17 protein-coding genes are annotated in these 20,580 nt (G+C 57.1%); 9 read left to right on the top strand and 8 right to left on the bottom strand.

The window, feature by feature from the left end:
- Nucleotides 1–43 precede the first annotated feature (43 nt).
- The 4 genes from oppC to AB5Y84_RS12820 all read right to left on the bottom strand — a co-directional run bounded on the left by oppC (nucleotide 44) and on the right by AB5Y84_RS12820 (nucleotide 4,523).
- Nucleotides 44–955, bottom strand: a complete 912-nt coding sequence (oppC, locus tag AB5Y84_RS12835; protein WP_005337670.1) for an oligopeptide ABC transporter permease OppC — start codon at nucleotides 953–955, stop codon at nucleotides 44–46.
- A gap of 14 nt (nucleotides 956–969) precedes the next feature.
- Nucleotides 970–1,890, bottom strand: a complete 921-nt coding sequence (gene oppB / locus AB5Y84_RS12830; RefSeq protein ID WP_005337672.1) for an oligopeptide ABC transporter permease OppB — start codon at nucleotides 1,888–1,890, stop codon at nucleotides 970–972.
- Nucleotides 1,891–1,988: 98 nt separating this feature from the next.
- Nucleotides 1,989–3,608, bottom strand: a complete 1,620-nt coding sequence (locus AB5Y84_RS12825; RefSeq protein WP_005337675.1) for an ABC transporter substrate-binding protein — start codon at nucleotides 3,606–3,608, stop codon at nucleotides 1,989–1,991.
- A gap of 279 nt (nucleotides 3,609–3,887) precedes the next feature.
- Entirely contained in the window at nucleotides 3,888–4,523 is a 636-nt protein-coding gene (locus tag AB5Y84_RS12820; protein WP_005337678.1) for a YchE family NAAT transporter, read from the bottom strand.
- A gap of 839 nt (nucleotides 4,524–5,362) precedes the next feature.
- On the opposite strand from AB5Y84_RS12820, the gene adhE reads away from it, so the two are divergent.
- Nucleotides 5,363–8,029 (top strand): bifunctional acetaldehyde-CoA/alcohol dehydrogenase, encoded by a 2,667-nt coding sequence (gene adhE / locus AB5Y84_RS12815; protein ID WP_019446648.1) that lies wholly within the window; start codon nucleotides 5,363–5,365, stop codon nucleotides 8,027–8,029.
- Nucleotides 8,030–8,548: 519 nt separating this feature from the next.
- Here adhE and AB5Y84_RS12810 read toward each other — a convergent pair.
- The 3 genes from AB5Y84_RS12810 to AB5Y84_RS12800 form a co-directional block, all read right to left on the bottom strand.
- Nucleotides 8,549–9,289 carry a YebC/PmpR family DNA-binding transcriptional regulator gene (locus AB5Y84_RS12810; RefSeq protein WP_005337681.1) on the bottom strand — a complete coding sequence of 247 codons (741 nt, stop codon included), beginning with the start codon at nucleotides 9,287–9,289 and terminating at the stop codon, nucleotides 8,549–8,551.
- 102 nt (nucleotides 9,290–9,391) lie between these two features.
- The gene (aspS, locus tag AB5Y84_RS12805) at nucleotides 9,392–11,158 is read right to left on the bottom strand and encodes an aspartate--tRNA ligase (protein WP_005337684.1); all 1,767 of its coding nucleotides are present in this window, start codon (nucleotides 11,156–11,158) and stop codon (nucleotides 9,392–9,394) included.
- A 32-nt stretch (nucleotides 11,159–11,190) separates the two neighbouring features.
- The gene (locus AB5Y84_RS12800; protein ID WP_005337686.1) at nucleotides 11,191–11,442 is read right to left on the bottom strand and encodes an FmdB family zinc ribbon protein; all 252 of its coding nucleotides are present in this window, start codon (nucleotides 11,440–11,442) and stop codon (nucleotides 11,191–11,193) included.
- Between the two features lie 162 nt (nucleotides 11,443–11,604).
- Between AB5Y84_RS12800 and AB5Y84_RS12795 the strand changes: the two genes are divergently transcribed.
- From AB5Y84_RS12795 to AB5Y84_RS12770, 6 genes are all read left to right on the top strand, one after another.
- A complete protein-coding gene (locus AB5Y84_RS12795) occupies nucleotides 11,605–12,453 on the top strand; it encodes a DUF72 domain-containing protein (protein ID WP_005337688.1) in 849 nt (282 codons plus the stop codon).
- 275 nt (nucleotides 12,454–12,728) lie between these two features.
- Nucleotides 12,729–13,475, top strand: a complete 747-nt coding sequence (gene cmoA, locus AB5Y84_RS12790) for a carboxy-S-adenosyl-L-methionine synthase CmoA (RefSeq protein ID WP_005337690.1) — start codon at nucleotides 12,729–12,731, stop codon at nucleotides 13,473–13,475.
- Nucleotides 13,472–14,449, top strand: coding sequence for a tRNA 5-methoxyuridine(34)/uridine 5-oxyacetic acid(34) synthase CmoB (cmoB, locus tag AB5Y84_RS12785; RefSeq protein WP_368177083.1), 978 nt, complete (start codon nucleotides 13,472–13,474; stop codon nucleotides 14,447–14,449). The genes cmoA and cmoB overlap by 4 nt, the downstream gene beginning before the upstream one ends.
- Nucleotides 14,450–14,501: 52 nt before the next feature.
- Complete coding sequence (locus AB5Y84_RS12780; protein WP_005337698.1) at nucleotides 14,502–15,290, top strand: ATP-dependent zinc protease; 789 nt, start codon at nucleotides 14,502–14,504, stop codon at nucleotides 15,288–15,290.
- A gap of 3 nt (nucleotides 15,291–15,293) precedes the next feature.
- The gene (locus AB5Y84_RS12775) at nucleotides 15,294–16,832 is read left to right on the top strand and encodes an inactive transglutaminase family protein (RefSeq protein WP_005337699.1); all 1,539 of its coding nucleotides are present in this window, start codon (nucleotides 15,294–15,296) and stop codon (nucleotides 16,830–16,832) included.
- A gap of 3 nt (nucleotides 16,833–16,835) precedes the next feature.
- A complete protein-coding gene (locus tag AB5Y84_RS12770) occupies nucleotides 16,836–17,801 on the top strand; it encodes an alpha-L-glutamate ligase-like protein (protein WP_005353164.1) in 966 nt (321 codons plus the stop codon).
- Between the two features lie 249 nt (nucleotides 17,802–18,050).
- Here AB5Y84_RS12770 and AB5Y84_RS12765 read toward each other — a convergent pair whose 3' ends face one another.
- Nucleotides 18,051–18,653: a peroxiredoxin C gene (locus tag AB5Y84_RS12765; protein WP_005337701.1), complete on the bottom strand. Its 603-nt coding sequence runs from the start codon at nucleotides 18,651–18,653 to the stop codon at nucleotides 18,051–18,053.
- 146 nt (nucleotides 18,654–18,799) lie between these two features.
- Between AB5Y84_RS12765 and AB5Y84_RS12760 the strand changes: the two genes are divergently transcribed.
- Together AB5Y84_RS12760 and AB5Y84_RS12755 are read left to right on the top strand one after the other, a co-directional pair.
- Entirely contained in the window at nucleotides 18,800–19,708 is a 909-nt protein-coding gene (locus AB5Y84_RS12760) for a hydrogen peroxide-inducible genes activator (protein WP_270904976.1), read from the top strand.
- A 193-nt stretch (nucleotides 19,709–19,901) separates the two neighbouring features.
- A complete protein-coding gene (locus tag AB5Y84_RS12755) occupies nucleotides 19,902–20,351 on the top strand; it encodes a C40 family peptidase (protein ID WP_005337703.1) in 450 nt (149 codons plus the stop codon).
- The last annotated feature ends 229 nt before the right edge of the window (nucleotides 20,352–20,580 follow it).

Below are 20,580 nucleotides of genomic sequence, written 5' to 3'. Positions count from 1 at the left end.
TTATCGATCTTTCGTGATGCTTTCCTGTCGACCCGATGCTCGATTAACGATCTTTCGGATCGAGGGCGTCACGCAGACCATCCCCGAGGAAGTTGAAGCAAAACAGGGTCACCACCATAAAGCAGGCGGGGAACAGCAGTTGCCAGATGGCCACTTCCATCGACTTGGAGCCTTCATCCAGCAGGGCACCCCAGCTGGTCATCGGTTCCTGAACCCCAAGGCCCAGGAAACTCAGGAAGGATTCAAACATGATCATCCCCGGCACCAGCAAGGTGGCGTAGACGGCCACGATACCGAGTACGTTCGGAACGATGTGACGGGTAATGATCTTCCACTTGGAGACGCCACAGACGTGGGCTGCCTCGATAAACTCCTTGCTCTTGAGACTCAGGGTCTGGCCCCGCACGATCCGCGCCATGTCGAGCCAGCTAACCGCCCCGATGGCGATAAAGATGAGTGCCAGATTGCGGCCAAAGAAGGTGACCAGCATGATGACAAAGAACATGAAGGGGAAAGCGTTGAGGATCTCCAGTACCCGCATCATCAGGCTGTCGACCCGCCCGCCGATAAAACCGGAGGCAGCGCCATACAAAGTACCGATGATGACCGCCACCATGGCGCCCATGATGCCGACCATCAGGGAGATGCGACCGCCCAGTAGGGTGCGCACGAACAGATCGCGTCCCAGGCTGTCGGTACCAAAGTAGTGACCCGCTTCCATATCGGGCGGCGACTGCATGGCGCCCCAGTCCGGATCGTCAAAGGTGTATTGGGACAAATGGGGGCCAAAGATGACCGCCAGACCGATGATGGTCAGAATGATCAGGCTGGTCAGGGCCGCCTTGTTACGCAGGAAACGGCGACGGGCATCCTTCCACAGGGAGCGCCCCTCCACCACCTCGACCTTTTGCGCGAACGCCTCGACGGCATCGCGTTTTTCAGTTGAAACAACCATGATGAACTCCTGAATTAGTAACGGATCTTGGGATCGATAAAGGCGTAGAGAATATCGACCACAGCGTTAAAGGTGATGGTGAGGGCGCCGACCAGAATGGTCAGACCGAGCACCATGGAGTAATCACGGTTAAGGGCACCGTTGACGAACAGCTGACCGATCCCCGGCAGGCCGAAGATGGTCTCGATCACCACGGAACCTGTGATGATGCCGACAAAGGCCGGGCCCAGATAGGAGACCACCGGCAGCATGGCCGGGCGCAGCGCGTGTTTCAGGATGATGTGGCGCAGCGGCAAGCCCTTGGCACGGGCGGTACGAATGAAGTTGGAGTTCATGGTCTCGATCATGCTGCCCCGCATGATCCGCGAGATGGCAGAGATGTAGTACATCATCATGCCGAACACCGGCAGGACCATAAACTGGATGCCCCCCCCCTGCCATCCACCGGCAGGGAACCAACCCAGATGAATACTGAAGAACAGCACCAGCAAGGGCGCCAGCACAAAGCCCGGGATCACCACCCCGGCCATGGCCGACGACATCAGCAGATAGTCGATGATGGTGTTCTGTTTCAGGGCCGCTATGGTGCCGAAGGTGACCCCCAGCAGCACGGCGAAGAAGAAGGCCGTGGTCCCGATCTTGGCGGAAACAGGCAGCGCCTGGCTCACCAGATCATTGACGGTGAAATCCTTGTATTTGAAAGAGGGGCCCAAATCACCCTGCACCAGGTTGCCCAGGTAAGTGAGATATTGCATGCCAATGGGTTTGTCGAGCCCATATTTGGCCTCGATGTTGGCGATGACTTCGGGGGGCAGTGAACGCTCGCTGGTAAAGGGGTTACCGGGGGCGAAACGCATCATGAAGAAAGAGACGGTGATCAAGACCAGCAGAGTCGGGATCGCTTCCAATAGCCGTTTAAAAATGAATTTCAACATAGACATTTCCTGTCCTGTACTGCTTCCAAATGGTCGCGGTTGTAATAAAGGCCCGCCGTCCGGCGGGCCCTGCTTGTTATGCGACTTGTTGCTTTAAATCAATGAGCAATGATGTACATATCTTTGCTGTAGAGGTTATCCAGCGGGTTGGCCGGGTAGCCGCCTACATAGGGTTTGACCATACGGGCAGTCACGTACTGGTAGATGGGGGCAATCGGCATGTCCTTGGCCAGGATCTCTTCAGCCTGGACGTAGAGCTTGTTGCGGGCAGCCACATCGACCTGATCACGGGACGAATCCATCAGCTTGTCGAACTCCGGATTGGAGTACTTGCCGTCGTTGTTGCCGTGGGTGGTCTGCATCAGATCCAGCATGGAGGAGGCTTCGTTGTAGTCGGCGATCCAGCCGGCACGACCTACGTCAAACTGACCCTGTTTCTTGGTTTCCAGGTAAGTTTTCCACTCCTGGTTGACCAGGCTCACCTGCACGCCCAGCTTCTTCCACATGGAGGCAACGGCCACAGCCACTTTCTTGTGGTTGTCGTCGGTGTTATAGAGCAGCTCGAACTTCAGCGGTTTGCTGGCATCGAAACCGGCCTCTTGCAGCAGCGCCTTGGCCTTGGCATCACGCTCGGCCTGGGTCATCTTCGACCACTCGGGGGCGACCGGCTTGAAGCCATCGACGAAGTCCGGCACCAGGGTGTAACCGGGCGTCTGACCCTGACCCATCACCTTGTCGGCGATCACGTCGCGATCGATGGCATAGGAGAGCGCAGTACGGACACGCACATCGTCAAACGGCTTCTTCTTGACGTTGTACTGGTAGTAGTAAGTACCAACATAACCGGTCACTTTCAGCTCGTCCGGCTTCTCTTTCTTCATCTGCTTGAAGCGCTCGATGGGCATCTGATAGGTGATGTCCACTTCGCCCGCCAGATAGCGGCTCAAGTCGGCGTTGGTAGACTGGATGGGCAGATAGACCACCTTGTTGATGACGGTCTTGCCATCGTTCCAGTAGTGCTTGTTGCGCTCTACTTCGACGCGCTCGTTCACCACCCAGTTCTTCAGGGTATAGGCACCGTTGGATACCATATTTTCCGGCTGGGTCCACTTGTCACCGAACTTCTCGATCACCTTCTTCGGTACCGGATAGGTGGTGGTGTGGGAGAGCATGCTGACGAAGTAAGGGATCGCTTTCTCGAGCTGCACTTCGAAGGTGTAGTCGTCGGTCGCCTTCACGCCCAGCGTATCAGCCGGCTTTTTACCTGCGATGATCTCGGAGGCATTGGCAATGGTCGGGATCTCCAGATACCAGGAGTAAGGAGAGGCGGTTTTCGGATCAACGGCACGCTGGAAAGCAAAAACGAAATCGTGGGCAGTGACCGGGTCACCGTTGGACCACTTGGCATCTTTGCGCAGGTGGAAGACGTAGTGCTTGTTATCCTTGGTTTCCCAGGATTCAGCCACCGCCGGGAGAATTTCCCCTTTCGGGCCGGATGCAACGAGACCTTCGAACAGGTCGCGCAGGATATTGGATTCGACCGTTCCTTCGGTCTTGTGCGGGTCAAGGGTCGCAGGCTCGGAGCCGTTGCCTTTTACCAGTTGCTGGACTTCAGCCAACTTGGTTCCCGCCGGGACATCGGCAGCCTGAGCCACATTGACGCCACCAAACAGTGCAGCCACCAGCAATGTGTTAATCATTGTTTTTTTATGAGTCATTTCCCTACTCCAACAAGAACATTCCATGCGTTTTTTAAAGTGACGGGGTTAAAACCCGCTCCCAGCATAATTCCCTGCCAATTCCGATAATGCAACAGATATTGTCAGGGTAATCGTCATTTTCTGGTCAAAAAATCAGCTGGCATGCGCTTTTTCAGTATTAAAACACCAGCAAGGCGCTCATTTTTCACACAAACGACCGATTCTAGAAAAGACCGGGCAAAAAGCAACCAATAAAAAGCCGGTCACGAGGACCGGCTTTCATAAAGCGGAGCTGGCTCACATCAGGCTGGGGAAAACCCCCTTGATACCGGCCACCATGATCTCGATACCCAGCGACATCATGATAAGACCCATGATACGGGTCACCACGTTGATGCCGGTGTTGCCCATGATCTTGAACAGCAGCGGCGCGGCGCGGAAGATGAGCCAGGAGCAGAAGGAGAAGACCACGACAACCACTGACATGCCGAGCAGCTGCTGCCAGTGGCTCTGGCTGGCATAGACAATCACCGAGGAGATGGCACCGGGGCCCGCCATCAGCGGCAGCGCCAGCGGTACCACGGCGATAGACTCGCGCACCGCCAGTTCACCCTTCTCCTGTTTGTTGTGCTTCACCTCGCCCAGCTTGCCCTGCAGCATCGACCAGGCAATCAGGGTAATCAGCGACCCACCGGCGATCCGGAACGACGCCAGCGAGATGCCAAACCCATCGAGGATCAGCTGCCCCATATACATGGAGACCAGCAGGATCACCATCACCGCGATATTGGCGGTGGTATTGGTTTTCATCCGCTCGGCCTGGGTATGGTGGCTGGTCAGGCTGACAAACACCGGCAACAAACCAAGCGGATTGATAATTGCGAACAAACCGACAAAAAACTTCAGATACAACGAGACGTCAATTGCTGCCATAGGCGCCTTCCAATAGAGTTTCGGGCCCAGCGGGCCAGTCCATTAATTTCGTGCGTAAATTTACATCATAGCCAGAGCGGGCACCAATCAAATAATCTCACCATTTTGAGGGTTTTTTAGTTAGTTCATCTAATGCATACGCGCTAACCGGCATAAACCGATGCCAAAAGCCCTTTCTACCGCCCTACACGCGTTAGAAAAGTGAGTGCAAGCCTGCTTAATCATGACCAGAGAGTCCGACGATGACTGACCGAATGACCAAGCGACTCGAGAGGATCCAGGTTTTGCCTTCCCACTATTTCAGGCCAGACATCACTTCATTGACTCGGCAAGAGAGCCACAATGCAAAACTGGGAAAGGGGGCAGAAATAGCCCCCTTGGGGAATAAAGCGGATTAGTCATGGATTAAAACAACAATCATTTTTGCAACAAACGCTGGAATAAAGTGCGTTTGTCGGTGGTTTTGAAACCGATTCACTCATATTTGCTAACCTATACCGCCAAAATAGCTCTGTAATACTATGGCCGAGTGCAATTAACCACTTGATAAATGTGGTTTATTACTCTGCACTAACAAGTCTCTCACCTTTCCCTTTGATGCACATTCCGATAACATCAGTCAAACAAGGATTGTGAAATAAAATTTCTTTTGTTCTTTTGTTACACATGATCCAGATCAAGTTTTTCTGAGTCAGCCCCGCTCTATAATCGACTCAGAAAGCGATTTAGTAAGGCATGTGAAAAAGCTGTTGCAACAATACCGTCTTGACAGGGCGACTATAATTGCCGGGCATTGCCAACGTCTTACTAAACAGTTTTCAAATAATCAGGAGATAAACATGGCAGTAACCAATTTGGCTGAACTGGATGCACTGGTCGCCCGCGTTAAGGAAGCCCAGCGTGAATTCGCCAGCTTCTCTCAAGAGCAGGTAGACAAGATCTTCCGTGCCGCCGCCCTGGCCGCCAACAACGCCCGTATCCCCCTGGCCCAGATGGCCGTGGAAGAATCCGGTATGGGTATCATCGAAGACAAGGTTATCAAGAACCACTTCGCCTCCGAATACATCTACAACAAGTACAAAGACGAGAAGACCTGCGGCATTCTGAGCGAAGATGATCAGATGGGTACCATCACCATCGCCGAGCCGGTAGGTATCATCTGTGGTATCGTTCCGACCACCAACCCGACCTCTACTGCGATCTTCAAATCCATGATCGCGCTCAAGACCCGCAACGCCATTATCTTCTCCCCGCACCCCCGTGCCAAAAACTCCACCAATACCGCTGCCAAGCTGGTACTGGATGCCGCTGTTGCCGCTGGTGCACCGAAAGACATCATCGGCTGGATCGACCAACCGTCTGTTGAGCTCTCCAACGCCCTGATGAAGCACGAAGACATCAACCTGATCCTGGCCACCGGTGGCCCGGGCATGGTGAAAGCAGCCTACTCCTCTGGTAAGCCTGCTATCGGTGTAGGTGCCGGTAACGTACCTATCGTTATCGACGAAACCGCCGACGTGAAGCGTGCCGTTGCCTCCATCCTGATGTCCAAGACTTTCGATAACGGCGTGGTCTGTGCTTCCGAGCAGGCAGTCATCGTTGTTGATGCCATCTACGACCAGGTTAAAGAGCGCTTTGCATCCCACAAGGGCCACGTGCTCTCCAAAGAAGATGCTGACAAGGTACGTAAAGTCATCCTGATCAACGGTGCACTGAACGCCAACATCGTTGGCCAGCCAGCCACCAAGATTGCCGAGATGGCAGGCGTGACTGTACCGGCTGATACCAAGATCCTGATCGGTGAAGGCGTCAAGCTGTGTGCAGAAGATGAGTTTGCTCACGAGAAATTGTCCCCGCTGCTCGGTATGTTCCGTGCAAGCAGCTTCGAAAACGCCGTTGATATGGCCTGTGACATGGTCAACATCGGTGGTATCGGCCACACCTCAGGTCTGTACACCGACCAGGACCGCAACGCTGACCGCATCAAGTACTTCGGCGACAAGATGAAGACCGCGCGTATCCTGATCAACACTCCGTCTACCCAAGGCGGTATCGGTGACCTGTACAACTTCGCAATGGCACCGTCCCTGACCCTGGGTTGCGGCTCCTGGAGCGGTAACTCCATCTCCGAAAACGTGGGTCCGAAGCACCTGATCAACAAGAAGACAGTCGCAAAACGGGCAGAAAACATGCTGTGGCACAAACTTCCGAAATCCATCTACTTCCGTCGTGGTTCCCTGCCGATCGCTCTGAGCGACCTGGAAGGTAAAAAGCGTGCCATGGTCGTAACTGACCGCTTCCTGTTCAACAACGGCTACGCCGATGAACTGGTCAGCCTGCTGAAAGCACAGAATATGGAAGTGGAAGTGTTCTACGAAGTAGAAGCTGACCCGACCCTGGCTGTGGTTCGCAAGGGTGCCGAGATGGCCAACTCCTTCAAACCGGACGTTATCCTGGCGCTGGGCGGTGGTTCACCGATGGATGCTGCCAAGATCATGTGGGTGATGTACGAGCACCCGAACACTGCGTTCGAAGATCTGGCCATGCGCTTTATGGACATCCGCAAGCGTATCTACAAGTTCCCGAAAATGGGCGTGAAGGCCGAACTGGTCTGTATCACCACCACTTCCGGTACCGGCTCTGAAGTCACTCCGTTTGCAGTAGTAACCGATGAAGTGTCTGGTCAGAAGTATCCGCTGGCTGACTACGAGCTGACCCCGAACATGGCCATCGTTGATGCCAACCTGGTCATGGGCATGCCGAAGTCCCTGTGTGCCTTCGGTGGTATCGATGCCGTGACTCACGCCATGGAAGCCTATGTTTCCGTACTGGCTAACGAGTACTCCGACGGCCAGGCGCTGCAAGCCCTGAAAATGCTGAAAGAGTACCTGCCGTCCAGCTACCAGAACGGTGCCAACGACCCGATCGCTCGTGAGAAGGTGCACAATGCTGCCACCATCGCCGGTATCGCGTTTGCCAACGCCTTCCTGGGTGTGTGCCACTCCATGGCTCATAAACTGGGTGCCGAGTTCCACATTCCGCACGGTCTGGCTAACGCCCTGCTGATCAGCAACGTCATCCGCTACAACGCGAACGACAACCCGACCAAGCAGACTGCGTTCTCCCAGTACGACCGCCCGCAGGCTCGTCGTCGTTACGCCGAAGTCGCTGACCACCTGGGTCTGACTGCTGCCGGTGACCGCACCGCCGCCAAGATCGAGAAGCTGCTGACCTGGCTGGACGAGCTGAAGGCTACCTTGGGTATCCCGGCCTCTATCCGCGAAGCTGGCGTGACTGAAGCTGACTTCCTGGCCAAGGTTGACCAGCTGGCTATCGAAGCTTTCGATGACCAGTGCACCGGCGCCAACCCGCGCTACCCGCTGATCAGCGAGCTGAAGCAGGTTCTGCTGGACTCCTACTACGGTCGTCCGTTCACCGAAGCCGCTCCGGTAACTGCTGCCCCGGTTGAAGCCAAGGTTGAAGGCAAGAAGAAATCCAAGGCCTGATAACCAGTCCTGAGATAACAAGCCCGCGCACTGCGCGGGCTTTTTTTATCTGCTACTAATCACAGCCATCATCTCTCTGACGATTGCGCAAGTGCAGCCCCTAACTTCCCAACCAACCCGCCCCAGCCAATCCGTTATCGGCAGCCCAACCAGAGACTCAGCATTGATGCCCTCGGTGATAACAAGAGCACGCTCCATCACCTCCTATCCCCTACCCGCAACGAATTACCCTGACGGGCAGATGTGAGCAGTCAACGCCATCTCAAGAGCTATGGGTGTGATAAACAGGATAAGCGGAGCCTCGCTAACACAACGCAGCAGAACTGCCGACTGGCATACGTGCAGGGCCAACCTACTGGCAGGGACAGATCAATGATAATTCGCGGAGAAAGCGGGAAAGATTGTAAGTGAAGAGAGTTGTAGCACCGGTTGCGCAACCGACACATCAGCAGTTGCCACGATGCAAAGATAAAAAAATGGCAGCCATCAGGCTGCCATCGGGAGAGCACAATTCAGCGATCAGAGGGTCGCAGCGACTTCATCGGAGATGGAGCCGTTGTGGTAAACCTCTTGCACGTCGTCCAGATCTTCCAGCATGTCGATCAGACGCATCAGCTTGGGTGCAGTTTCTGCATCCAGCTCAGCTTCGGTGGAGGGGATCATGGTCACTTCGGCGCTCTGGGCCTTGAAGCCAGCAGCTTCAAGACCATCCAGCACAGTACCGAAGTCGTTCGGGGTGGTGTACACCTCGATGGTGCCATCCTCTTCGGTGACCACGTCATCGGCGCCCGCTTCCAGCGCGGCATCCATCAGGGCATCTTCGTCTACGCCCACGAAAGTCAGCAGACCTTTCTTGCTGAACAGATAGGCAACGGAGCCATCGGTACCCAGGTTGCCACCGCACTTGCTGAAGGCGTGGCGCACTTCGGCTACGGTACGGTTACGGTTGTCGGTCAGGCACTCTACCATCACGGCAGAGCCAGCCGGGCCGTAACCTTCGTATACGATGGTCTCGAGCTGCTCGCCATCGCCACCACCGGCGCCACGCTGAATGGCACGGTTGATGGTGTCGCGGGTCATGTTGTTGGTCAGGGCGGCAGTCACCGCAGCACGCAGACGCGGGTTGTTGGCCGGATCGGCATCACCCAGACGCGCGGAGGTAGTGATTTCGCGGATCAGTTTGGTGAAGATCTTGCCACGCTTGGCGTCCTGAGCGGCCTTGCGGTGTTTGATGTTGGCCCATTTACTGTGACCTGCCATAGAGACTCTCCGTTATTTTTTAAATGTCAGTAACACTGATCATGACTAACCCAAGGGAAACACAGAGGCCGCACGGCGGCGGCCTCCGGTGCCGGTATCGGCTTACTCGTCGCCCTTGACGGTGGTTGCAATCGCCAGCTCACCCAGTTGGGCGGCATTGGCAAGGCTGGGGGCGTCTGTCATCAGACAGGCGGCCGCGGTCGTTTTCGGGAAGGCGATGACGTCCCGAATGTTTTCGGTGCCGGTCAGCAGCATGCTGAGACGGTCCAGACCGAAGGCCAGACCGGCGTGCGGCGGGGTACCGTACTTCAGGGCATCCAACAGGAAGCCGAACTTCAGGCGCTGCTCGGCCGGGGTGATACCCAGGATGTCGAACACGGTGGACTGCATCTCGCTGTTGTGGATACGGACAGAGCCGCCACCCACTTCGTAGCCGTTGATCACCATGTCGTAGGCGTTGGCGTAAGCACCCACAGGGTTGGCTTTCAGCTCGGCCGGGCTCATGTTGCTCGGCGCGGTGAACGGGTGGTGCATGGCGGCCAGACCACCTTCACCATCTTCCTCGAACATCGGGAAGTCGATGACCCACAGCGGTTTCCAGCTGTTCTCCAGCAGGCCCAGATCGCGACCCACTTTCAGACGCAGGGCGCCCATGGCATCGCAGACCACTTTCTTGCTGTCAGCGCCAAAGAAGATGATGTCGCCGTCGGCAGCGCCGGTACGAGCCAGGATCTCGCGCACGATGGCGTCAGAGAGGAACTTGGCAACCGGAGACTGCACGCCTTCGATGCCGTTGGCGGCTTCGTTAACCTTCATCCAGGCCAGGCCCTTGGCACCGTAGATGCCGACAAACTTGGTGTATTCGTCGATCTGCTTACGAGAGAGCTCGGCACCGCCCGGGACTTTCAGGGCAGCCACACGGCCTTTCGGATCGTTGGCGGGGCCCGCGAACACGGCGAACTCGACAGCAGTCAGCAGATCAGCCACATCAACCAGCTCCATTGGCAGACGCAGGTCCGGCTTGTCGGAGCCGTAGCGACGCATGGCTTCGTCGAAGGTCATGATCGGGAAGTCGCCCAGATCCACGTTCAGGATGTGCAGCCACAGTTTGCGGATCATCTCTTCCATCACTTCACGCACCTGCGGCGCGGTCATGAAGGAGGTCTCCACGTCGATCTGGGTGAATTCCGGCTGGCGGTCGGCACGCAAGTCTTCGTCACGGAAGCACTTGACGATCTGGTAGTAGCGGTCGAAGCCGGACATCATCAGCAACTGCTTGAACAGCTGGGGAGATTGCGGCAGAGCGTAGAACTTGCCCTTGTGCACGCGGCTCGGCACCAGATAGTCACGGGCACCTTCCGGGGTGGCCTTGGTCAGCATCGGGGTCTCGATATCGAGGAAGCCGTGCTCGTCCATGAAGCGGCGTACGAAGGCGCTAGCCTTGGCACGGGTCTTCAGGTACTTGGCCATCTCGGGACGACGCAGATCCAGGTAGCGATACTTGAGGCTGATCTCTTCGCTGTTGACCTGATTGAAGTCCAGCGGCAGCGGCTCGGCACGGTTGATGATGTTGAGTTCGTGGGCGAACACTTCGATGGCGCCAGTGGCCATGTCGCTGTTGCGCTGGGACTCGGGACGGGTGCGCACCACGCCGGTCACCTGGATGCAGAACTCGCCGCGCAGCTCGGAGGCCAGGGCGAACGCGTCCGGCTTGTCTGGATCGAAGAACACCTGAACGATCCCTTCCCGGTCGCGCATATCGATAAAGATCAGACCGCCGAGATCACGACGACGATGAACCCAACCGCACAATGTAATGGTCTGCCCTGCATGGGCCTCATTGACCTGTCCGCAATAGATAGAGCGCATGGACTTCTTCCTTCGAAATTGTAGAGAGACGGTTAACCTTGGGCCGCCGGGCACGACTGGCAAGCACCGTCTGTCTCACAGCTGGCCAGATTCTTTTTCTTACCCGGTTTGAAATCAGTCTCGTACCATCCGGTTCCCTTGAGCCGGAAGCCTGCCGCCGATATCAGCTTGACCAGATTCGGCTTGCTACAGGCCGGACAGTCGGTCAGGGGGGCATCGGAAAGCTTTTGCAGTTTTGCCAATTCATGGCCACAGACGTCGCAACGATATTCGTAGATAGGCATGGGTCACAAGAAATTGAAAAACAAAAGGGCTGGCATTATAGAGGAAAACCCCCTTTTGGGTAAAATGGCCAGCAGCCTCCTTTCGCCAGTTTTTTGCACTCGATGGCAAAAAGCGGGCAAAAAATCGGCACGAATGCACCAAGAGCGAAGAGAATAGCCATCATGAGCCTCTATTTGGGCCTGCCGCAGTGGTCCCACCCCAGCTGGCCAGGCCAGTTGCTGGGCCTTGGCGCCAAGCCTGCCGAACACCTCGCCCACTATGCGACCGTCTTCAACTCGGTGGAGGGTAACACCACCTTCTACGCCCTGCCGACACCGGACACGGTACAGCGATGGGCCGATGCGGTGCCCGATCACTTTCGTTTCAACTTCAAGTTTCCACAAACCATCAGCCACCAGAGCGATCTGGTGAGCGCAGACAAACAGGTTGCCGACTTTATCAAGCTACTTGCGCCACTACACGACAAGCTGGGGCTGCTCACCCTGCAGCTGCCCGCCCGTTTCGGGCCACAGGGGCTGGCCAGACTGGCGGCCTTTATCGAGCGGTTGCCACGGGCGTTTCGCTACGCCCTCGAGGTGCGTCACCCCGACTTTTTCGCCAAGGGGGAGGCCGAGCGGGCCTTGAACCGGCTGCTGATGGAACAGGGTGTGAACCGGGTGATGCTCGACAGCCGGCCACTCTTCTCGGTGCCAGCAACCACGCCAGCCCTTGTCGATGCCCAGGGCAAGAAACCGCGCCTGCCGGTGCATCTGCTGGCCACCGCCAACGCCCCCATGGTGCGCTTTATCGGCCTGCCGGACCCGGCGGCCAATCACCCCTTCCTGCCCAGCTGGCTCCCCCACTGGCGCCAGTGGCTCGGGGAGGGGAAAGATCTCTACCTCTATATACATACTGCCGACAACGCCCAGGCACCTGAGCTGGCCCGCCAGATCACCCGCTTGCTGGAGCAGGAGATGGCCCCCTGGCCGGGGGAAAACGATCGCGCACGGCAGGGAGTGCTGCGCTTTTAGCCAACCCATTCTGCAGCCATCGTTTCGCTGCAAAAAAAGTGCTTTTTTGTGGCGTGGCAAGCCCTGGCGTCAAGACAAACGGCCATCAATCCTCTACACTACCGCCCCAAGTAAGGGTCCGGAACATGGCCCGTACGAACAGGAACGGTCCAAAGGATTTCACGACCAGCCACCCCGTTCGTAAACAGGTGATAAATCTACTCTGATGGGTGTCACCCAACGACTCAATTGAACAATACAGCCGGGTGATGTCCCGACTGTCAGGTTGCGCCAGCATGCATACCAAAGATCAAATTTTTGCCGCCCCGATCGCCCGATTGGGAGACTTCTGTTTTGACGAACAGGTCGTCGACGTTTTTCCCGATATGATCCAGCGCTCGGTGCCGGGTTACAGCAACATCATCTCCGCCATCGGCATGATGGCCGCCCGCTACGCCCAACCCGAGAGCCGACTCTATGATCTCGGCTGCTCACTGGGCGCCGCGACCCAGGCGATGCGTCGCCATGTCAGCCAGCTCGGCTGCCACATCACCGCGGTGGATCTCTCCCATCCGATGATCGAGCGCGCCCGCGCCCACCTCTCCGGTTTCAAATCCGAGGTGCCGGTGGAGCTGGTGGAAGCAGATATCTGCGACATCGAGATCGAGAACGCCTCCGTGGTGGTGCTCAACTTCACTCTGCAATTTGTCGAGCCAGAAAAACGGGCCGCCCTGATCCAGCGCATTCACGATGGTCTGCGCCCGGGCGGGATCCTGATCCTGAGCGAAAAGTTCCGCTTCGAAGATGAACCGGTCAACGAGCTGCTCATCGATCTTCACCTCGACTTCAAGCGGGCCAATGGCTATAGCGAGCTGGAGATCAGCCAGAAACGCACTGCCCTTGAGAACGTGATGCGCACCGACAGCCTGCCGGTGCATCAGGCACGCCTGCGGGATGCCGGTTTCGTCCATCAGGATCTCTGGTTCCAGTGCTTCAACTTCGGCTCCATGATTGCCATCAAATCCAGCGACGCCCAGCCATGATCGACTTTGCCAATTTCTATCAACTGATTGCCAAAAACCGGCTGAGCCACTGGCTGCATACCCTGCCCGCCCAGCTGCACGCCTGGCAACATGACAACCAGCATGGCGATCTGCCGCGCTGGAACCGCGCCCTCAACAAGCTGCCGGTGGTCTCCCCCGGCAACGTCGAGCTGAAAAGCCGGGTCGAGATTGGCTCGGCCGAGAGCCTTGGCGAAGGGGAGCGCAAGAAGGTCGAGAGCCTGCTGCGCCACTTCATGCCCTGGCGCAAGGGGCCGTTCACCGTGCACGGCATCCACATCGACACCGAGTGGCGCTCTGACTGGAAGTGGGATCGGGTGCAGCCCCATATCAGCCCGCTCGAAGGGCGTTACGTGCTGGATGTGGGCTGCGGCAGCGGTTACCACCTCTGGCGCATGGTGGGTGAAGGGGCTCGGCTTGCAGTCGGCATCGATCCGAGCCCGCTGTTCCTCTGCCAGTTCGAGGCCATTCGTCACTTCGCGGGCAATGATCAGCGCGCCCACCTGTTGCCGCTCGGCATTCAGGAGCTGCCGGAGCTGCGTGCTTTTGACACCGTCTTCTCCATGGGAGTGCTCTATCACCGCAAATCCCCCATCGAGCACATCGAGCAGTTGCGCAATCAATTGAAAGATGATGGCGAGCTGGTGCTGGAGACGCTAGTGATTGACGGCGGGGTCAACGACGTGCTGATGCCCACCGATCGTTACGGCAAGATGCGCAACGTCTGGTTTATTCCCTCAAGCCGCGCCCTCAAGCTGTGGGTCGAGCGCTGCGGCTTCACCGACGTACGGATAGTAGACGAGAATATGACCAGCACCGACGAACAGCGTCGTACCGACTGGATGATTAATGAATCCCTGAGTGACTATCTGGATCCAGACAATCCGGCACTCACGGTAGAAGGACACCCGGCGCCGAAACGTGCCGTACTGATTGCCCGCAAGGTCAAAGACTAGCCGATGGCGCTTGTGGAAGTTACACTGACCCAATTCCAGGAAGCACAGTTAAATGAATGACATGAAAAGCAAATTAAAAGGAATGACCCTGCTCTCCCTGCTTAGTCTCGGCGGGTGTGTCAATATGGAAAAAGCGCCTCAGGTTCCTGCTCTGACGCTGGCCGAGCTTCGTAGCGAGCTGAGCCAGAGCGAGCAACGCCTGCAAACATCCATGGAACAGCAACAGAAGCAGTATGTGCAGCAACAGCACCTGCTGGTTCAGCTCAACACAGATGTCACCAATATGAAAGAGTCCGTCAAGCAAGTAGACCACAAGCTCGCCACCCTCCCCTCCGAGCCACCCAAGCCGATGGCCATCCCCACCGAGAAGTGCCCGGCCCCCAATCAAGGTCACACCATCGATGGCAAGCTGATGGTCGGTGAAGCCGAGTGGATCTGGGTTGATGCAGCCAACGACGCCTTCCAGGCGCGGGTCGATACCGGTGCGACCACCTCCTCCATCAGTGCGCAGGAGATCACCATTTTCGAGCGCAACGGCAAAAACTGGGTGCGCTTCTTCCTGAGCCATCAGGAAGTGGACGACAAGATCCAGATCGAAGCGCCGCTGGTACGCCATGTACGGGTGCGTCAGGCCTCTGCCGACGATCTGGACCGCCGTCCGGTGGTGCGTCTGGCCGTGCGCATTGGCGACATGACCGAGAAAGCCGAATTTACCCTGAAAGACCGTAGCGACATGACCTTCCCTGTGCTGCTGGGTCGCGAATTTTTGAAAGACATCGCCGTGGTTGATGTGGCCCGCGAATATATCCAACCCAAACCCAAGCTCAAGGATGTGAAATAATCCATGGTTTCCCGTAAGCCGTTCTATTTGCTGGTAGCCCTGCTGTACATTGTCGGCCTGGGGATGACGATCTATCACCATATCGCGTTGGATGTGCCGCTGACGCCCGGTGAAAAGCGCCAGATCTGGTCCATCGAAGCCAAGCTGGAGTTTGAGGCGACCGGTGAGCCGGTGATCGCCTCTCTGGCCATTCCGGGCACCCAGCCCGGTTTCACCCTGATGAACGAGAACGCCGCCAGCCCGGGCTACGGCCTCTCCTTTGTCGAGAAAGATGGCGATGCCCGCGCCGAGTGGTCCATCCGCACCGCCTCTGGCCGTCAGGAGCTCTATTACCGCGTCGACATGATGGCGGATGCCCATGCCAAACCGGCCGCCAATCCGCAGCCGCCTGCCATCGAGAAGCAGATCGAGAGTGAGCCTTACGCCACCGCGATGAAGCAGATCCTCGAGCGGGCCCAGGAGCGCTCTGCCGACGGCTACACCCTGACTCGCGAGATCATCAAGGAGATCGAGAAGCAGGAGCAGAACGCCGAGCTGCTGAAAAAGCACAAGAGCCGCGCCAACCTGATTGCCGAGCTGCTCAACAATGCTGACGTCCCCACCCGCGTGGTGCATGCCCTGAATCTGGAAGATGGCCGCCGTCGTCAGGAGCTGGTGGATTACCTGCAGGTATTCAACAGCCCGACCGACTACAAGCTGTTCAACCCGCAAACCGGTGAACAGGGCCGTCCGGCCAACCTGTTGCTGTGGGAATACAACTCCGGCGCTCTGCTGGACGTGACCGGTGGTCACAACTCCCGTGTCAGCTTCTCGATGATCGAGCAGGAGCAGCCGGTCAGCGTTGCTCTGGCCCAGAAGTTCGAAAAATCAGAGATGATGAACTTCTCCATCCACAGCCTGCCGCTGGAAGAGCAGACCCTGTTCAAGGGCTTGCTGCTGATCCCGATCGGCGTGCTGATGGTGGTGTTCCTGCGGGTTCTGGTGGGGATCAAGACCTCAGGTACCTTTATGCCGGTGCTGATCGCGGTCGCCTTTATCCAGACCTCGCTGGTCACCGGTCTCATCGGCTTCCTGCTGATCGTCGGCACCGGTCTCATCATTCGCTCCTATCTGTCTCGGCTTAACCTGCTGCTGGTCGCCCGAATATCGGCCATCATCATCATGGTTATCTCGATGATCGGTATCTTCTCCGCGTTCGCCTTCAAGCTGGGGCTGACCGACGGTATGAAGATCACCTTCTTCCCGATGATCATCCTCTCCTGGACCATCGAACGGATGTCCATCCTGTGGGAAGAAGAGGGCCCGAAAGAGGTGTTCCGCCAGGGCGGCGGCTCTCTGCTGGTTGCCGTCATCGCCTATCTGGCCATGGATAACGAGCTTATTCGTCACCTCACCTTCAACTTCCTCGGCCTGCAGCTGGTGCTGATGGCGACCGTGCTGTTGATGGGTAACTACACCGGCTACAAGCTGAGCGAACTGAAGCGCTTCAAACCGCTGGTGGACGAGATGAAATCTGGCGTCACCCCGGGTAAGGACAAGTAACCGATGTGGTTCTGGGAAAAATACACCACCCCGTGGAGCCTGTCCCAATCAGGCATCCTCGGCATGAACAAGCGCAACCACTCCTACATCAGCCGCTACAATCCGCGCAGCCTCTATCCGCTGGTGGATGACAAGCTGCAGACCAAGCAAATTGCGCTGGATGCAGGCGTTACCGTGCCTGAGCTGATCGGTACCATCCGTGCCCAGCACGATGTGGGTCGCATCACCGAGCTGGTAAAAGATTGGCCGGGCTTCTGCATCAAGCCGGCTCGTGGCTCGGGCGGCAAGGGGATCCTGGTGATCCTGCGTCAGGAAGATGGCCTCTTCTATAAACCCAACGGCAGCGCCTCTACCGGTCAGGACCTGGAGCGCCATGTCTCCAACATTCTGGCGGGGCTCTATTCGCTTGGCGGCAAGCCCGACGTGGCGCTGGTCGAAGGCCTCATCAACTTTGATGATGTGTTCGACGGCTACTCCTTTGAAGGGGTACCCGATGCCCGGGTCATCATCTTCAAGGGGTTCCCGGTGATGGCGATGATGCGCCTCTCCACTGCCGCCTCCGATGGCAAGGCGAACCTGCACCAGGGTGCCGTGGGGGTAGGTCTGTGCCTGCGTACCGGTCGTGCCCTGCGGGCGGTGCAGTTTGGCAATCCGCTGCGCCACCATCCGGATACCGGCCTCGACCTCTATGAGCTCAAGGTCCCACACTGGGATACCCTGCTAACTCTGGCCGCCTCCTGCTACGAGATGTCGGGTCTGGGCTATATCGGTACTGACATGGTGCTGGACAAGTTCCGCGGCCCCATGCTGCTGGAGCTCAACGCCCGTCCCGGCCTTGCCATCCAGATCGCCAACGGTCGCGGCCTGGTGCCCAATCTCAAGACCATCGAGAAGCTGGGGCAGGTGAAGATGAACGTGGAGCAGCGGGTCAATTTCGCCAAGGATCACTTCGGGATCTTTGAGGAATAACACCTCCGCTTGTGAACTGAGCGCGCCTATGGCGCGCTTTTTTTATGGCTCATGTTTGTCTGTCGGCATATCCCCCATCCAGCCATAGGGGCAGCACCTCATTTCGAAACAACGAGTACGCCAGCGAACGGCTGCTTGGAATAGCGATGGAGTGAGAAGAGTATGACCGCAATGTCAGGGGATGGATAAATCTCAGGTATAAAAAAACCGGCGCCAAGACGCCGGTTCTTCAAGGAGAGTGCAGCCCGATTACAGGGAGTCAGCATTCTCGGACAGGTACTTGGCAACGCCGTCCGGAGAGGCTTGCATACCTTTTTTGCCTTTTTCCCACTGAGCAGGGCACACTTCGCCGTGCTCTTCGTGGAATTGCAGGGCATCGACCATGCGCAGCATCTCGTCAATGTTGCGGCCCAGCGGCAGATCGTTGACAACCTGGTGACGAACGACACCGTTCTTGTCGATCAGGAAGGAGCCACGGAACGCCACGCCGGCTTCCGGATGCTCAACGTCATAGGCTTTGCAGATTTCGTGCTTGACGTCGGCGATCAGCGGGTACTTGACCTGACCAATACCGCCATCTTCCACTTTGGTGTTGCGCCATGCGTTGTGGGAGAACTGGGAATCGATGGAAACACCGATCACTTCCACACCACGCTTCTGGAACTCTTCATAACGGTGATCGAAGGCAATCAGCTCAGACGGGCAGACGAAGGTGAAATCGAGCGGATAAAAGAAGACAACGGCAGCTTTGCCTTTGATGTGGGATGACAGGTTGAATGAATCAACGATCTCGCCATTACCCAGAACAGCTGCGGCGGTAAAATCGGGTGCGGGACGGCCTACCAATACCATATTCAATTCCTCTTTATGTGAAGTGAACAATCCGGTGAGGATTGGGCTACCTAGAGCCAAGTCCATCTAATTCAAGCGACAAACTATAGACCCGGTGGTAGATTAGTTAAATCAAATTAAATAGATAGCATTAATCGGGTTTTTCTATGCAACGTTGGCCCAGCCTCAAACAGCTGCAATATCTGGTCGCTCTCGATGAGCACAAAAACTTCAACCGCGCCGCCAAGGCCTGTCATGTCAGCCAGTCGACCCTGAGTACCGGGATCCAGACGCTAGAGGACATGATGAACCTGCAACTGGTGGAGCGGGACCACAAGAGCTTCATTATGACCCCGGTCGGCATGGAAATCGTCGAGCGCGCTCGCAATTTACTCTCCGATGCGCGGGATCTCATGGAGCTCGGGCAACATCAGGGCGGCGTGATGCAGGGGACGGTACGTCTTGGCTGCATTCCCACCATCGCCCCCTTCCTGCTGAGCAAGCTGCTGAAAGAGTGCAGCAAAACCTATCCTGACCTCGAATTGTTGCTGCGTGAAGACACCACCAGCAATCTGCTCAAGCAGCTGGAACAGGGTCAGCTCGACTTGCTGATCCTCGCCCTGCCCATCGAGATCGGGGGATTTCACTGCAAGACCGTCGGTCAGGATCCGTTCCACATGGTGATGCCCGCCAGCATGGCGGCCGGTCTGCATACCCCGTTCGACTACAAGGAGCTGCCCAACCAGAGCATCTTCCTGCTGGAGCGGGAGCACTGCCTCACCGAGCACGCGGTGAGCGCCTGTCGCCTGCGGGACAAGAGCAAGATCAACCCGTTCGCCGCCACCAGCCTGCACACCCTGGTACAGATGGTGGAAGCGGGTCTTGGCACCACCTTCCTGCCGCAGATGGCCATCGATGCCGGCATTCTTGCCAACTCCGATCTGGTGGCCATCCCGCTGCCGGGAGAGACCCCCTATCGCGAGATCGGGCTGGTCTGGCGCCCCAGCACCACCCGGGTGCAGACCTTCTACAAGCTGGCCGAGCTGCTTAAACCGCTGATCAGCCACAACGAGTGACAACAAACGCCAGCCCTCGGGTTGGCGTTTTTCAGTTCCCCGCCACATTTTTCCTCTCGGAGACTAGGTCTGGAGCCAGATCCCTGTTTATGATGGAAAAGTTGTCGCGTGCCCTCCTGCCCCCAGAACGATTTGGCAGGATATGCGTTCGATAAATGTCTCGTTTGGTAGACCCGTCCGTGGAGAGAGCCCGATGTATCGCAAGCTGTTGCTATCCCTGCTGACTCTGCTGCTGGCCGCCTGCTCCAGCACGCCGGAGCCACCTCCGGCCCCTCGGCAGAGCAGTGCCTTCGATGGCTTCTACCAACAGTGGCGCGGTGTCCCTTACCGCATGGGCGGCGCCAGCCGCGCCGGGCTAGACTGCTCCGCCTTCACCCAGCTCGCCTACAGTCAGGTGCTGGGCTTCAACCTGCCAAGAACCACCGAATCTCAGGCCAGCATTGGCAAACCGGTGGATCGCTACCGGCTGCAACACGGGGATCTGGTCTTCTTCAAGACCGGCTGGCAACAGTACCATGTGGGGGTCTACACAGGTGCCGGCGAGTTTATTCACGCCTCCACCAGCAAGGGAGTGATCCGCTCCCGCCTCGACAACGTCTACTGGAACAGTCGCTACTGGCAGGCACGTCGGGTAACCCAGTAACCACTCAAACGCCTGCTTGCGGCACAAGTTGCGTGCCGATACTCTCCGTCAATTCCTGTCGCGATGTCGGGACACACAACCCGCGCTTATAACTCAATTGGCCCCAAAGCCTGCATATCACACCATTTTGTGATAAGGTGGTGGCCAATTTTTAACACTTTCGCCGCTTTCTCATACGCTCTCTGTCCTGATTGACAACAAGCGAGGCAATAACAAACAGCGCGCGGCG

This window comes from Aeromonas sp. s11 (genome assembly GCF_040907945.1).
GTDB lineage: Bacteria > Pseudomonadota > Gammaproteobacteria > Enterobacterales > Aeromonadaceae > Aeromonas > Aeromonas veronii.
Note: the sequence above shows the minus strand (reverse complement) of the source record. Positions and strands in the feature narration are given on the sequence as shown.

Excerpts from the sequence above, each read along its gene's own strand:
- aspS (WP_005337684.1), bottom strand. The coding sequence starts at position 11,158 with ATGCGCTCTATCTATTGCGGACAGGTCAATGAGGCCCATGCAGGGCAG.
- AB5Y84_RS12770 (WP_005353164.1), top strand. The coding sequence starts at position 16,836 with ATGTGGTTCTGGGAAAAATACACCACCCCGTGGAGCCTGTCCCAATCA.
- AB5Y84_RS12775 (WP_005337699.1), top strand. The coding sequence starts at position 15,294 with ATGGTTTCCCGTAAGCCGTTCTATTTGCTGGTAGCCCTGCTGTACATT.
- AB5Y84_RS12825 (WP_005337675.1), bottom strand. The coding sequence starts at position 3,608 with ATGACTCATAAAAAAACAATGATTAACACATTGCTGGTGGCTGCACTG.
- AB5Y84_RS12820 (WP_005337678.1), bottom strand. The coding sequence starts at position 4,523 with ATGGCAGCAATTGACGTCTCGTTGTATCTGAAGTTTTTTGTCGGTTTG.
- oppC (WP_005337670.1), bottom strand. The coding sequence starts at position 955 with ATGGTTGTTTCAACTGAAAAACGCGATGCCGTCGAGGCGTTCGCGCAA.
- cmoB (WP_368177083.1), top strand. The coding sequence starts at position 13,472 with ATGATCGACTTTGCCAATTTCTATCAACTGATTGCCAAAAACCGGCTG.
- AB5Y84_RS12810 (WP_005337681.1), bottom strand. The coding sequence starts at position 9,289 with ATGGCAGGTCACAGTAAATGGGCCAACATCAAACACCGCAAGGCCGCT.
- cmoA (WP_005337690.1), top strand. The coding sequence starts at position 12,729 with ATGCATACCAAAGATCAAATTTTTGCCGCCCCGATCGCCCGATTGGGA.
- adhE (WP_019446648.1), top strand. The coding sequence starts at position 5,363 with ATGGCAGTAACCAATTTGGCTGAACTGGATGCACTGGTCGCCCGCGTT.
- AB5Y84_RS12795 (WP_005337688.1), top strand. The coding sequence starts at position 11,605 with ATGAGCCTCTATTTGGGCCTGCCGCAGTGGTCCCACCCCAGCTGGCCA.
- AB5Y84_RS12800 (WP_005337686.1), bottom strand. The coding sequence starts at position 11,442 with ATGCCTATCTACGAATATCGTTGCGACGTCTGTGGCCATGAATTGGCA.
- oppB (WP_005337672.1), bottom strand. The coding sequence starts at position 1,890 with ATGTTGAAATTCATTTTTAAACGGCTATTGGAAGCGATCCCGACTCTG.
- AB5Y84_RS12755 (WP_005337703.1), top strand. The coding sequence starts at position 19,902 with ATGTATCGCAAGCTGTTGCTATCCCTGCTGACTCTGCTGCTGGCCGCC.
- AB5Y84_RS12765 (WP_005337701.1), bottom strand. The coding sequence starts at position 18,653 with ATGGTATTGGTAGGCCGTCCCGCACCCGATTTTACCGCCGCAGCTGTT.
- AB5Y84_RS12780 (WP_005337698.1), top strand. The coding sequence starts at position 14,502 with ATGAATGACATGAAAAGCAAATTAAAAGGAATGACCCTGCTCTCCCTG.
- AB5Y84_RS12760 (WP_270904976.1), top strand. The coding sequence starts at position 18,800 with ATGCAACGTTGGCCCAGCCTCAAACAGCTGCAATATCTGGTCGCTCTC.